This window comes from Myxococcota bacterium (genome assembly GCA_039030075.1).
Lineage (GTDB): Bacteria > Myxococcota_A > UBA9160 > UBA9160 > SMWR01 > JAHEJV01.
Map to the genome: position 1 here is coordinate 1 of JBCCEW010000037.1, position 12,240 is coordinate 12,240.

The window sequence follows — 12,240 nt, forward strand, 5'->3', positions numbered from 1 at the left end:
GGGGGGTTGTTCCCCTCATCTCGGGGGGGGTCTTCGGCGGGTTTGTGGGGGCCCGGGTGGGGGGGTTTGGGCTGGGGTTGGCGGTGGGTTCGTGGGCGCGCGGAACCCCTGGGGGGGGGGGGGGCGGGGGGGGGCTGGGCCTCGGTCATCTGGTGGCTCCTCGGGGCGCCCCTCGATCGTGCCCGCTTTCGGGGCGCGCCGCTAGAGGGGATCTTCCTGCCTCCGGCTGCCGCGGAGTCTAGAGCCGGCCGAGCACCGGAACCGTGATGGTCGATTGGTTGTCGCCGAGCTGCTTGCCGCCAATGATGCCCTGGAAGAACTCGCTCTGGATCATGTCCCCGAAGAACTGCACGCCGGGATAGAAGACGATCGCCACGTTCTCGAACTCGGCGTCGCCGGTGACGCGCACGGCGCGCCCCATGTGGATAGGCCCGTAGCCGCCCTCGGCCATCGACCCCAGCATGCGACCCACGTATGCGGCGTCGGCCTGCTGCTGCTCGGGCGTGCCCGGGTTGGACAGGTTGAAGACCACCGCCGCGTCGCGGCTCAGACGCTCGCCCCGGAGCATCCGCTGGCCGATCTCGCGCGCCTCGGGCATGGTGAGATCGCCTTCGCGCCGAACGAAGGGGAACGCCGACGGCTCCCGGCGCGCGAGCGCTGCGAGTCTGCGCAGGCCGAGAAGCTGCGGGAACAGCAGGTTCTGGACGCCCGGGCGATCGAAGCCGTGGACGTGCACGTCGGCGAAGGACGCGAGTGCCTTGCCGAGCGGGCCCGCCAGGGCGTCGTCGGCTTTCGCGCGTGAGGGTGCCTGCAAGAGTAGGCACGCCGTCCAACGGATGTCTCCGAGCTGACGCGAGTAGCCGCCGTTCGCGGCGACCCGGCCGGCGTAGACCCAGGTGAGCGCTGCTTCCGTCTGTGCCTTGAGCCTGCGCAGGGCGTCGAGGACCGCGGCGTCGGAATCGTCTTCAGTGCGCAGGTAGACGATGAGGTGAAACGCGTCGTCGCCGTAGACGAGCGGTTGGAGGTCCTGGGCGGCGTCCCGCCGCACGCCGAGGTAGCGCGCGTGCTGCCAGGCGGCGGCACCAAGGATGGCGATCGCGAGAACGAGCAGCGCCCACTTCATGCGACTTCCTCCCGAGCGCGCGTCGCGCGCCGCTGCAGAAGATACCGGGAGTGAGAGCGGGGGCAGGGAGGTCCGGTCCGACGCGGGGACCTGGCGCAGGGGGTGGCGAGGGGACTTATTGTGGATACGATATATCTGCAAATAGAGAGGCGGACGCGACATGAAGATCGGAAAGGGCGTCGAGTGGGCCGCCCACACCTGTGCGCTGCTCGCCTTGCTGCCGCCGGGCGCCGCCCTTTCCGGGGAAGCGCTGGCCGACTTCCTGGGCGTGCCCACCCCGTACCTGGCGAAGCAGCTCCAGGCCCTGAGCCGGGCGGGGATCGTCGAGGCGAAGCGCGGCGCGGCGGGCGGCTACTGGCTGGCCCGCCCCCCCGAGCGCGTGTCGCTCTGGGACGTCACCGCCGCGCTCGAAGGCAGCGAGCCGAGCTTCCGCTGCACCGAAGTGCGGCGCAGCGGCCCCTGCGGCGCGTCGCCGGCGGAGTGCGCGGGTCCGTGCACGATCGCGGCGGCGTTCCGGCATGCCGAGGAGGGCTACCGGCAGGCCCTCGCGTCGGTCCCGCTCACCGAAGTGGTCGCCGGCGTCGCCCGGGATGCGACGTCCGCGCGAAAGCAGCGCATCCGCGCGTGGATCGATCAGAACGCGGCGCTGCCCGCCTGAAGACGAGAGAGGAATCACCATGCTCCAGGAAGACCGACTCCCGAATCACTCCGCCCTCACCCTGGCCGCGCGTTTCCTGTTCACGGGGGTGTTCTTCCTGTCGGGCATCACGCACTTCACGAACGTCGGCCGCTACGTCGCGCTGATGCCCGAAGCCATTCCTTTCCGTGAGTTCTGGGTCCTCGTCTCGGGCGTCGTCGAGCTGGCGGGCGCCGCCATGATCCTCTTCGACTGGCGCCCCCGCCTCGGGGGCTGGTTGATCGTGCTCTTCCTGCTTCCCGTCACCGTCACCGTTCACGGCTACGAGATGCTCTACGCCGAAGGCGAGGCCATGCGCGCCATCCAGCAGGCGTCGTTCCTGAAGGGGTTCGCCCTGATCGGCGCGGCCCTGTTCATCACACAGGTGGGCGCCAGCCACCGTCCGGTGCCGGCGGCGCGCTGAACGCGATCCACGATTCCTGTCCGGGTGTGGCCTGGTTCACAGGTGCGCTCGGCCCCAGGCGATAGGTTCCGCGCCGTCGAGGACGCAAGGGCGTCCAGAGGGGTGGACTGGATGCAGCGATTCGGATGGCTCGGTGTGGCCGTGATCGGGGTGTGGGTGGCGACCCTTCTCACGTCGCTGTCGATGATGTGGGACCGCACCTGGATGGAAGGAAACCCGCCCTCCGAGCTCGCGACCGGGGGGCTCCACGGCCTCGCGGTGATCGCGGGCCTGGGGCTCGGCGGGTCCCTGCTGGCTCGGGCGGTTCGCCGCGAGCTCAGCCGTGCCCAGACGCTGTCTTTCGCCGTTGCGTTCGGTTTGTCGGCGACTTCGGTCGCCTTGTTTCTGAAACCTTGAAAGAACCCTTGGAGGGAATCGAGATGCGTATTCGAACCATCGTGGGAATCGTCGTTGGCTTGTTGTTCATCGTGCCGGCCGCATATGCGGACGCGCCGCTCAAGAGCAAGCTCGGGCTCGATGTCGACCAGGCGAAGGTCGTCTCGGAGATCCAGGCGAAGTACAGGAAACAGAAGCGCAGCGTGCGCCAGGATCTGAACCGCGAGTCCCGGAAGCTACGGCGCGCGCGCTCGGCCAACGACAGCGAGACGATCGCGCAGCAAGAGCCCATCGTGGCGGGCCTCGAGGGGCAGATGCGCGAGCAGATCCGCGCCGAGGACGACGAGATTCGCAAGGTGCTCAGCCCCGAGCAGCTCGAGAAGTTCGAGGCCTATCTGCAGGTGCGGGACGACATGGTCGGGAGTTCCCGCGACGTCCGCGTGGGCAAGAACTAGGGCCCTGACCCAGGGCCATCGCCCTCGCGTCGCGCACCTCCGCAGCGCGGCGCGGGGGCCGGCCTCGGCCGCCGAGACCGGGCCTTTCGTTCGACCCCGCGGCGAATATCCTTCGAGGTCACGATCGACCGCGTGAACGGGTCGGAGACCGGAGTGGAAGGGGCGCGGGGATGGCGGACGTCGAATTCGTGCGGGGCCTGGGCATCGAAACGGTGCTCTCCGAGGACGGACGCTGTGAGATGGCCCTGGAGGTCGAGGAGCGTCACTTCAGCACCGCCGAGCGTGTTCACGGCGGCGTGTTCTTCACGCTGCTCGACACGGCGATGGGCCGCGCGGTGATCTCGAAGCTTCCGGAGGGTCGTGGCTGCGCGACGATCGAAGCGAAGATCAACTTCTTCCGGCCGGTCCAGACCGGCCGCCTCGTGGCGGTCGGGCGCTGCGTGAACCTCTCCAAACGACTCGCCTACACCGAGGCCGAGCTCGTCGACGCCGAGGGGCGTTCGATCGCCAAGGCGTCGGGCACCTTCATGTTGACCGACACCTACCGTCAGGCCGACCGCGAGCGCGTCTGATCGGAGGTCGATGCAGCGGTCGCCTCGCTAAGGCGCTTCGTCTCCGGTGACGGGCTCGAAGGCCACGATCCCGCCGGTGGGCGGGGGCGTTTGCATCGCCTCGGGCAGGAGCCAGCGGTAGGGAGCGCCGGCCGCGATCGACGCCTGGATCGCCAGGATGTCGAGGTAGAGCTGACCCTGGTGTCCGACGCTGATGCCGCCTTCGCTGGTGTCCGGGATCGGGTAGTCGGTGAGCAGATCGCCCGTCGCGGGGTCGAGGGAGACGAGCCGCGTGTTGCGCGGGTGGAAGAAGGCGCGTCCGAACACGTTCATGTCCCAGCCCATCACGACGCTCGTCCAGATCACGTCCTCGGTGATGGTGACGACGCTGTCGATGGCGCTGGTCGGCACCCCGCTCACGACGAAGGGCCACCAGGAGCTGACCGTGGGCAGGTGGCGTCGTGCCAGGTCGTCGTAGTTCCGTTCCCAGAGCACCTCGCCGCTGCGACCGTCGAGCTTCACGAGGCGTTCCCGCGCGAGCGCGTAGACGCTGCCGTCGTTGTCGACCGAGGGGGACGCCGGGACGCCGCCGATCGGGGTCGTGAAGAGCACTTCGCCCGTCGTCGCATCGAAGGCCATGACGTTGCCTTCGCCGTCGAAGGCGAAGACGCGTTCCCCATCGGCAGAGATGGCGGGGCTGGTTCCCGTCCCGGGGTCGGTCACGGTTTCGAAGGCGATGCGAAGCGCACCGTCTGCGAGGTCGATGCCGTAGAAGAGGCCTTCTTCGAGGCTGCGTCCGCCGGCGAGCAGGTAGATGCGCCCGGTCTCCGGATGCACCGCCGGCGAGTTCGTGACTTCGTAGCGATAGCCGAGCAGGATGCGCTCGGCGCGCTCGCGGGTCTCGCGATCCATCAAGCCGGGTTCCCACAGCCAATCGGGAACTGGAGGGCCATCGGGGCTGGCACCGCCCGGCAGCTCGAGCACGGGCACCGCGAGGGATCCATCGGCGCGCGAGAGCAGCACCACCTGGCCGTGGACGCTCACGCCTCCCACATGACCTCCGATGAAGATGCCGGTGACGAAGGGGCCAGCGACGCCCAGCGTCGATACCTCGGTCACCCATTTCACGCGGCCGTCGGGGTGGAAGGCCCAGAACTGGTCTGCGTCGCCGACGTAGACGTCACCGTCGTCCCCGATGATCGGCGCGCTGGTCACGGCGCCGGGCCCGAGCTGGGTGTCGTCCTCGTACACGTCGCTCTCCCACACGATGGCTCCCTCGGGTGAGATGGCGTGCAGGTGGCTCGTGCCGCGACCGCGACCGGTGGTGACGAAGAGTCGGCCATCGGGCGCCACGCTAGGTGCCGTCCAGCTCCCCGAGCCTTCGAGCACGTGCCAAGTCGGCTTCATCGTCGTGGGCAGCCGCACGGGGACGTAGTCCGAGTTGCGCGAGTCGCCGTGCACGGCGGCCCAGGTGGTGCGCGCGTAGCCCGGGCCGTTCGCGAAGGGCGGCTCGGCCTGGGCCAGCGAGGGCAGCAGTCCGATGGCGGCTGCGGCCATCGGGAGAACGCGAATCGACGAAAAGGAAATCATGCGCGCGAGTATATGGCCGCGGCCGCGTTCGACGCCCGACGCGATTGGCGCCGTCGGTCTGCGCCCGATTGGCTCCAGGGAGACACCGCGGTGCGTGATAGCGTCCGCGCCGATGCTCGGGTCCACGCGCGCGACGACGCTCCTGCTCGCCATCGGCCTGGCCGGGCTCTCGCTCGCCCTGCTCATGACGCGCGGCGGGCTGCTGGCCGGTCTGGGGCTCGTGGCGGGCAGCGCGATGCTCACGAAGGCCCTGTGGCGGCCCGGCGCTGCGGACGTGCGTTGGACGGCGGGTCTGCTCGCGGGCTGGGCCGCGCTCTGGGGCGTCGCGCTCGGCTCCGTCTACCTCGGGTGGGAGAGCGGCGAGGTCGTCGTGCTGCGACCGCTGGATCCCGTCACGGGCGAGCTCTCGGAGCTGCGCGTGTGGGTGGTGGACGATGCGCAGACGGGCCACCCGGTCGTCTTCTACGACGGTTCGCGGGAGCGTCTGGCCGCGATCGGGAGCCAGGCGACGCTGGAATGGGTGCGCGGCGGCAGCGTCCATCGGAGTCGCCCGACGCTGCACTGGCTCGACGACGCGCCGCCCGAGTTCGTCGCGCGGATCACCGAGCTCTTCGACGCGAAGTACGGCGACCTCGGCTGGGCGGCGAACGTCTTCTACGTCCTGGCCGGGCGCGCCGCCGGGCGGACCTTCGGCATCCTGGAGCTCGCACCCGCCGCGCCCGAATAGGGCTACGGGGTCTTGGCGCGGAACACCCGGCGAATCCGCATCGGGCCGTCGTCGGTGTCGATCCGGTTCCGCAGCTCGAGGTGGTCGTCCACGCGGGCCCAGGTCGACGTGATGACGACGATGCGGTCCGCATCGACGTAGTTCTGCTGGGTCACGACGAGCTCGCCGGCGTCGTTCCACACCTCGCTCGAGACGACCTTGCGCCCGAGCGGGTCCTTCCGCTCGCGCTCGACGCCATCCGCGGGCATGGGCGTGTCGGTGGTCTGGATCGGGTTCTCGTTGACGATGCGCAGGCCGTCCCCGAGTGGCGTGATGGTCAGGGTCGGCTCCATCACGTCGGCCATCTTGCGCGCGACCCAGGGCGCTTCCATCACCTCGAGCAGCGGTCCGATGGGGTCGGAGGCGTCGCCGTCGAGCTGCCAGACGCCGATGTAGGAGTCGCCCGGGTCCGAAGCGTTCTCGGCCGCGGTGGCGCTGGCGAACAGCGCGCAGCACAAGAGCGCTACCGGAGCAGCCAGCCGCGTTCGCGCTCCAGAGTGGCTCGATCGGAAGACGCGCATGCGCTGCACCTCAGTCGAGATGGGCTTCGAGGGCAGCCAATACGACCTCGGGCCCCGAGCGCCGCTGGTAGTTCTCGGCCACGTCCATCCAGAGCACCTTGCCGTTGGCATCGACGAGGAGTGACGCGGGAACGGGCAGCGCTTCGATCTCGTCTCGTGGGTCGCCCGAGTGGGCACCCTCGTTACGCAGGCCGAAGGCGTCGGTCACCGCCAGGGTGCGGTCCGAGAGCATGGTCGCCTGCAGCCCGTGGGCCCGTCGACCCTTGCGGATGTCCTCCGGGTGGTCGGTGCTCACGGTCAGCACTTGTACGCCGCGCTCGTCGAACTCACTTCGCAGTTCTTCCCATCGCCGCAACTCGGCGACACAGTACGGTCACCAGTGGGCGCGGAAGAACTTGATCAGGACCGGGTTGCCGCGCAGCCGTGCCGAGTCGAAGAGTTCGCCGTGGTCGTCGGGCGCGTTGAAGTCCGGGATCGTGTCGCCCACCTGGATCGCGTTCGGCGGCAGGATCTGCTCGCTGATGCTCACGGTGAAGGTCAGGAAGAGCCCGAGCACGATCGCGGGCAGCGCCGCGATCCGGCCGAGCCAGGTTGCCTTCATCACGAAGGCCGCGACGCCGAGCGCGGCGGCGCTCAGCCAGGCTGCGACGAAGAGAACGCGGCTCTGGGGGAGGTCGACCGCTTCCGCCAGCGAGAACCACGTCATCACCGAGCCGACGGCGAGCGCGAGCCCCACCAGGGCCAACCGGTTTCCTAGATTCGCCAAGGCACTCACGCAGGCCTCCTCGTTCTCGGGGCGCGGCGAACACGCCGCGCCGATTCTAGTACGCCGCAGCGTTCAGATGCCGGCTTCTCGCCCTGCGGCCGCGAGAGCTTCGACCGTGTCGTCGAGGGTCAAGAGCTCTGGGAGCAGCTCGGGCGACTTCGCGGGGTCGGCGGGATACACGAGGTACATCGGCACACCGGCGCGGCCCCAGGTTCCCAGCGCGCGGGTGATCCGGTCGTCCCGCCGGGTCCAGTCGGCCTTGAAGACCGCGTAGTTCCAGCGCTCGAGCTCGTTGCGGACGGCGTCCTGCGAGAGCACGACGGTCTCGTTGACCTTGCAGGTGATGCACCAGTCGGCGGTGAAGTCGACGAACACGGGGCGGCCCGCTGCGCGTTCGCGCGCGATCGCGGCGGGGTCGAAAGCCACCCAGGCGATCCCGTCGCCGGAGTCGGCGACGCGGTCTCGGGTGTCCGGGGGCGGCGCCGCGTCGAAGGGCAGGATGGCGAGCGCCCCGACGACGAAGGCGAGTGTCGCGGCGGCCAGGCTGCGGGCCCAGCCGGTGCGCGCTGCTGCCTGGGCGATTCCGAAGAGCCACGCCAGGAACGCGACGACGACCAGGTAGGCCAGCAGCAGGGACTGGGTGTCGACGCCCGCGGCCCGTCCTGCCACCCAGGTCAGCCACATCACGGTGGCGAGGAGGGCGAAGGCGAGCGCCTGGCGCACGCGGAGCATCCAGGCGCCGGGGCGCGGGACGAAGCGGGACCAGCCCGGCACGACGGTCACCAGCACGAAGGGCGCCGCGAGGCCGATTCCGATCGCAGTGAAGATGGCCACGATCACCAGCCCCGAGCTCGCGAAGGCAAAGCCCACCGCCGTTCCGAGGAACGGCGCGGTGCACGGCGTCGCGACGGCGACGGCGAGGGTGCCCTCGAAGAAGCTTCGCGAGGTCGCCGGGGGTCCGACCGCGGGCCCGAGATCCGGTCCGGACGGTTGCAGCGTGATCTCGAACGCACCGAAGAGGTTCATCGCGAACACGACGAGGATCGTGCAGATCGCCGCCAGAAAGATCGGGTTCTGGAGCTGGAAGCCCCAGCCGACCGCAGCTCCTGCCGAACGCAGTGCGATCACGACCGCGGCGAGCGCCCACATCGACGCGACGATGCCGGCGAGATAGGCGAGGCCGTGTCGCACGGCGTGCCCGCGCTCGGCCTGGGCGAGCTGGGTGACGGCGAAGATCTTGATCGCGAGCACGGGCAGGACGCAGGGCATCAGGTTCAAGATCAACCCGCCGACCAGCCCGAGCAGCAACGCGAAAGCCAACGACGGGGAATCGGGCTGCGGCGCCTCGGTGGCCTTCGGCTCGTCGGGGGCCGAGGGCAGGGCGGCGATCACGTCGAAGGTCCCGGCGGACGCTTCGTTGGCGTCGACGACGAGCGGGATGTCCACCGCGAGGTGCGCCGCCTGGTCGGCGCGGGCGAGCGGAACGATGCCGCGCAGGCGCATGCCATCCAGCGCCTGTTCCCCTTCGAAGGACTCGGCGTGCAAGACGAGCGAGAAGCCGCGGGTCTCGTCACCGTCCACGCCCGCTTGCGGCGCGCGCGCGAGCCCTTGCGCCGAGAAGCCCACGTCCGACGCCTCGAGGGGGAGGAACGCCTGGTCGGCGTAGGGTGTGTCGAGGATCCAGGGGCGGCAGTCCGCACCGGCTTCCGTGCAGGAGCTGATCTCGAGCACGACCGCAACGGGTTCGTCGACCGCGGTCGGCTTCGCAGCGCGGGCGGCGACGTTCGCCTGGAGCGCGCGCGGACGCTGCGGCACCCGGGACGCCGCGAGGTCGAAGCGCTGGCGAACCGAGACCTCCGCGGGCGTACGCGTCTCGCCGACGGGAACGGCGTGCGCGAGCTCGATGCGGCCCGGAATGCAGGCGGTGAGGCACGCGACGAAGCGGACCTGGGCTTCGAGGTTCCAGGCGTCCGACGCAGCTGGCACGACGCGCGCCTCGGCGTGCAGCAATACCTCGTCCTTGTAGCCGTAGGTCGTCAGCAGGCCGTCCGCTTCGCGAAACACGTGTGGTGCCGGCCAGCGGAGCGGTCCGACCTCGCCCTGGGGAGCGTTCCAGGCGATCTGGGTGGCGGCGCCCGAGTCGCCCGGATTCTCCCAATAGATGTGCCAGCCCGGATCCAGGGTGAGCAGGACCCCGACGCGAACGCGATCGCCGGGCGCCACGCGGTCCGCGTCGACGACGAGCTCGGCGCGGACCCGCGCATCGTCGACGCCCAGGGCCGCCTCGCCGGTCGGCCCGGGCGCTGCGAGAGCGGGGAGGGCCAGGGTCAGCAGCACCCCCACGAGCGTCAGCGCGCGTAGCGCCGAGAGGCGAACGCGCTGCGCGCGAGGGTTGGATCGGGGCACCGACACCGGTGCGGGTTCCTGGAACATGCGCTGGGGACTCGTGTTGGGCGCGTTCTAGCGGGCCTCACGCAGGAGGCCCAGGAATTCGGAAAGACGATAGGGACCTCTCCGCTTCCTGGAAAGCCAGGGGCTCTGGCGTGGGTTTCGGGCGTTCGATCCGGTGATCTTGCCGTGGCACCTCGCCCTCAGCGATGCGCTCCGAGCGTGCAAGGTCTGTGCTTCAATCGCCCCGAGCGGCCGAGGGAGAGCGGACCATGCGAGGTGTGCGCAGAACCGAGAAGGGCATCGACGTGGTCGAGCTGCCGACGCCGAACGGTGACGGTGTGCGCATCCGCGTCGAGTCGATCGGGATCTGCCAGACCGACCTCGCGCTATCGGAGATGGGGCCGCTCCAGTTCACGATGGGCCACGAGTTCGCCGGTGTGCTCGATGACGGAACGCCGGTCGGCGTCCAGCCGACCGTTCCTTGCGGACACTGCGAACTCTGCCGGAACGGGGACGCGGTCTGGTGTGTCGAGGGCTACCAGCGACTGATCGGAGTCGGCCAGGACGGCGGCATGGCCGACGAGGTGGTCGTCCCCGCTGGCTCGATCGTGCCCTTGCCGCGCGGCCTCGATGCGAAGAACGGCGCGAACCTGATCGAACCCCTGGCAATCCACCTGCACACCCTCGATCTCGCCCGCGCGACGGGACGCACTCGCATGCTGGTCGTCGGGGCGAACCGGTCCGGCTTCGGCGTCCTCGCGGTGGCCGCCGCAATCGCCCGCGGTGCCAAGCAGGTCGACTTCGAGGGCGAGCGCTCGTTCCAGAACGAGGCCGCGGCGCGTCTGGGTGCCGGTATCGAGCCGAGCGGCCAGTACGATCTGGTGATCGAAGCCGAGGGCACCGAGGCGGCGATCCACCGAGCGGCCGAGTGGTGTCGCCCGGGCGGAACCCTGGCGCTGGTGGCGGGCTACTACACCCCGAAGACCTGGAATTTCACGACGGCGTTCGTGAAGGAGCTGACGGTCGTATTCGGTGCGTTCTACGGCCACAGCGCAACCGGCAGGGACGTCGATGCGGCGGCGACGCTGTTGGGACGCAACCCGCGCATCGCCGAGGTCGTGAACACCCACCGGTTTCCGCTCGACGCCGCCGCGGAGGCCTTCGCGTTCGCCGCGAGCGACTCCGAGTCCCTGAAGGTCGTGATCGAGCCCTGACCCCGCCGCGTTGCGCCGGCGCACGGGAAGAGCTGAGATCCCGCCCGATGATCGACGAGAACGACTTCACCGGCGCCCGCCGCCGCGCCGCCTTCGTGAGCCTCGGCACGCTGATGCTCGTCAACGTGATGAGCCAGCTCGACCGCCAGATCATGAGTGTCCTGGTGGAGCCGATCCGCAAGGAGTTCGGCTTCTCCGACACCGAAGTGGGGATCGTCGTCGGCCTGGCCTTCGCCGTCTTCTACACGCTGGCCGGTCTCCCTCTCGGTCGGCTCGCCGACGTGACCAACCGCAAGCTCGTCGTGACGTCGGTGCTCTCGTTCTGGAGTCTGGCGACCGCCGCTTGCGGCTTCGCCCGCGGCTTCTGGTCGCTGTTCGCGGCGCGGGTGTGCGTGGGCATCGGCGAAGCCGGTGCGGCACCCGCGGCCCAGTCGATCCTCACCGAGACCTTCCCCAAGGCGCAGATGGGGCGCGCCTTGTCGACCTACCAGATGGCGATTCCGATCGGCATCTTCGTCGGAGTGGCCGGAGGAGGGGCGCTCGCCGACGCGTTCTCCTGGAGGCAGGTGTTCTGGATCGTCGGCTTGCCCGGCCTCGCCGTGGCGGGCCTCGTGCTGCTGTTGCTGCGCGAGCCCGAGCGTGGGCCTCAGGAAGAGCTGCTTCCCGTTCCCGAAGTGCTCCGCACCCTGCTCGGGATGGCCTCGCTGCGACAGCTCATGCTCGCGGCGTCGATCCAGACGATGACCCTCGCGGCGACGGCGAGCTTCAACTTCGCCTTCATGCTGCGCGTCCACGACCTCACCAGCAGTCAGGCCGGGCTCTTGATCGGGGCGATGACGATGCTCGCCGGTGGCTTCGGTACCTACCTCGGTGGGGCCGTCGGCGATCGGCTCGCGCCCCGGGATCCGCGCTGGCGCATCGGCTGCCTCGGCCTGGGGGCCGTCGTGTCGGTGCCCTTTACGGTGGCGGCGTACCTGGTCGACGACCTCTTGCTCACCATCGTGCTGCTCACCGTCGGCATGGTCGGCACCTACATGTACGCGGGCGCGAGCCACGCGTGCTCCCAGTCGCTGGTGGGCCCGCGGATGCGGGCGATGACCGCGGCCTCGATGCTCTTCTCGATGAACCTGTTCGGCTACGGCGGTGGACCCGTCGTGGCGGGCGTGATGAGCGACCTCTTCGGCGGCGAAGAAGCGCTGCGCTACGCGCTCGCGCTCATGAACATGCTGTTGCTCTGGGCAGGCGTTCATTACTTCCTGGCGACGCGCACCTACCGCGAGGATCTGGCCGACGCTGCCGAGCGCGTCTGATCGCGCGTGAGATGGGTGGGGCCGTCGGCGTTTCACGCGGACGGCGCCCAGGCCGGCGCGCTAGGATGCGCCGGCAGG

13 protein-coding genes and 1 pseudogene are annotated in these 12,240 nt (G+C 69.8%); 8 read left to right on the forward strand and 6 right to left on the reverse strand.

Annotation, left to right across the window (positions count from 1 at the left end; translation table 11 throughout):
• Positions 1–238: 238 nt before the first annotated feature.
• On the reverse strand, positions 239–1,123 hold the full coding sequence (locus AAF430_24880) for a hypothetical protein (GenBank protein MEM7413491.1): 885 nt from the start codon (positions 1,121–1,123) through the stop codon (positions 239–241).
• Positions 1,124–1,283: 160 nt separating this feature from the next.
• On the opposite strand from AAF430_24880, the gene AAF430_24885 reads away from it, so the two are divergent.
• The 5 genes from AAF430_24885 (at position 1,284) to AAF430_24905 (ending at position 3,625) form a co-directional block, all read left to right on the forward strand.
• Positions 1,284–1,781: an Rrf2 family transcriptional regulator gene (locus AAF430_24885; GenBank protein MEM7413492.1), complete on the forward strand. Its 498-nt coding sequence runs from the start codon at positions 1,284–1,286 to the stop codon at positions 1,779–1,781.
• Positions 1,782–1,800: 19 nt separating this feature from the next.
• Positions 1,801–2,223 carry a DoxX family membrane protein gene (locus AAF430_24890; protein MEM7413493.1) on the forward strand — a complete coding sequence of 141 codons (423 nt, stop codon included), beginning with the start codon at positions 1,801–1,803 and terminating at the stop codon, positions 2,221–2,223.
• A gap of 111 nt (positions 2,224–2,334) precedes the next feature.
• Entirely contained in the window at positions 2,335–2,619 is a 285-nt protein-coding gene (locus tag AAF430_24895; GenBank protein ID MEM7413494.1) for a hypothetical protein, read from the forward strand.
• A 23-nt stretch (positions 2,620–2,642) separates the two neighbouring features.
• Positions 2,643–3,053, forward strand: coding sequence for a Spy/CpxP family protein refolding chaperone (locus AAF430_24900; GenBank protein ID MEM7413495.1), 411 nt, complete (start codon positions 2,643–2,645; stop codon positions 3,051–3,053).
• A 170-nt stretch (positions 3,054–3,223) separates the two neighbouring features.
• The gene (locus AAF430_24905) at positions 3,224–3,625 is read left to right on the forward strand and encodes a PaaI family thioesterase (GenBank protein MEM7413496.1); all 402 of its coding nucleotides are present in this window, start codon (positions 3,224–3,226) and stop codon (positions 3,623–3,625) included.
• A gap of 27 nt (positions 3,626–3,652) precedes the next feature.
• Here AAF430_24905 and AAF430_24910 read toward each other — a convergent pair whose 3' ends face one another.
• On the reverse strand, positions 3,653–5,194 hold the full coding sequence (locus AAF430_24910; GenBank protein MEM7413497.1) for a PQQ-binding-like beta-propeller repeat protein: 1,542 nt from the start codon (positions 5,192–5,194) through the stop codon (positions 3,653–3,655).
• 112 nt (positions 5,195–5,306) lie between these two features.
• Here AAF430_24910 and AAF430_24915 point away from each other — a divergent pair, with 112 nt between their 5' ends.
• On the forward strand, positions 5,307–5,921 hold the full coding sequence (locus AAF430_24915) for a hypothetical protein (GenBank protein ID MEM7413498.1): 615 nt from the start codon (positions 5,307–5,309) through the stop codon (positions 5,919–5,921).
• A gap of 2 nt (positions 5,922–5,923) precedes the next feature.
• Here the strand turns inward: AAF430_24915 and AAF430_24920 are convergent, their stop codons facing one another.
• From AAF430_24920 to AAF430_24935, 4 genes and pseudogenes are all read right to left on the reverse strand, one after another.
• On the reverse strand, positions 5,924–6,481 hold the full coding sequence (locus tag AAF430_24920) for a hypothetical protein (GenBank protein MEM7413499.1): 558 nt from the start codon (positions 6,479–6,481) through the stop codon (positions 5,924–5,926).
• Positions 6,482–6,491: 10 nt separating this feature from the next.
• Positions 6,492–6,842: pseudogene (locus AAF430_24925) on the reverse strand (redoxin domain-containing protein).
• Between the two features lie 12 nt (positions 6,843–6,854).
• Complete coding sequence (locus AAF430_24930) at positions 6,855–7,256, reverse strand: hypothetical protein (GenBank protein MEM7413500.1); 402 nt, start codon at positions 7,254–7,256, stop codon at positions 6,855–6,857.
• Between the two features lie 63 nt (positions 7,257–7,319).
• Positions 7,320–9,680, reverse strand: coding sequence for a thioredoxin family protein (locus tag AAF430_24935; GenBank protein ID MEM7413501.1), 2,361 nt, complete (start codon positions 9,678–9,680; stop codon positions 7,320–7,322).
• A gap of 227 nt (positions 9,681–9,907) precedes the next feature.
• Here AAF430_24935 and AAF430_24940 point away from each other — a divergent pair, with 227 nt between their 5' ends.
• Positions 9,908–10,852: an alcohol dehydrogenase catalytic domain-containing protein gene (locus tag AAF430_24940; protein MEM7413502.1), complete on the forward strand. Its 945-nt coding sequence runs from the start codon at positions 9,908–9,910 to the stop codon at positions 10,850–10,852.
• A gap of 47 nt (positions 10,853–10,899) precedes the next feature.
• Positions 10,900–12,162 (forward strand): MFS transporter, encoded by a 1,263-nt coding sequence (locus AAF430_24945; GenBank protein ID MEM7413503.1) that lies wholly within the window; start codon positions 10,900–10,902, stop codon positions 12,160–12,162.
• Positions 12,163–12,240: the final 78 nt, after the last annotated feature.

Coding starts and splice junctions, on each gene's coding strand:
- AAF430_24885 (MEM7413492.1), top strand. CDS start 1,284: ATGAAGATCGGAAAGGGCGTCGAGTGGGCCGCCCACACCTGTGCGCTG.
- AAF430_24895 (MEM7413494.1), top strand. CDS start 2,335: ATGCAGCGATTCGGATGGCTCGGTGTGGCCGTGATCGGGGTGTGGGTG.
- AAF430_24915 (MEM7413498.1), top strand. CDS start 5,307: ATGCTCGGGTCCACGCGCGCGACGACGCTCCTGCTCGCCATCGGCCTG.
- AAF430_24905 (MEM7413496.1), top strand. CDS start 3,224: ATGGCGGACGTCGAATTCGTGCGGGGCCTGGGCATCGAAACGGTGCTC.
- AAF430_24920 (MEM7413499.1), bottom strand. CDS start 6,481: ATGCGCGTCTTCCGATCGAGCCACTCTGGAGCGCGAACGCGGCTGGCT.
- AAF430_24910 (MEM7413497.1), bottom strand. CDS start 5,194: ATGATTTCCTTTTCGTCGATTCGCGTTCTCCCGATGGCCGCAGCCGCC.
- AAF430_24900 (MEM7413495.1), top strand. CDS start 2,643: ATGCGTATTCGAACCATCGTGGGAATCGTCGTTGGCTTGTTGTTCATC.
- AAF430_24940 (MEM7413502.1), top strand. CDS start 9,908: ATGCGAGGTGTGCGCAGAACCGAGAAGGGCATCGACGTGGTCGAGCTG.
- AAF430_24945 (MEM7413503.1), top strand. CDS start 10,900: ATGATCGACGAGAACGACTTCACCGGCGCCCGCCGCCGCGCCGCCTTC.
- AAF430_24880 (MEM7413491.1), bottom strand. CDS start 1,123: ATGAAGTGGGCGCTGCTCGTTCTCGCGATCGCCATCCTTGGTGCCGCC.
- AAF430_24890 (MEM7413493.1), top strand. CDS start 1,801: ATGCTCCAGGAAGACCGACTCCCGAATCACTCCGCCCTCACCCTGGCC.
- AAF430_24935 (MEM7413501.1), bottom strand. CDS start 9,680: ATGTTCCAGGAACCCGCACCGGTGTCGGTGCCCCGATCCAACCCTCGC.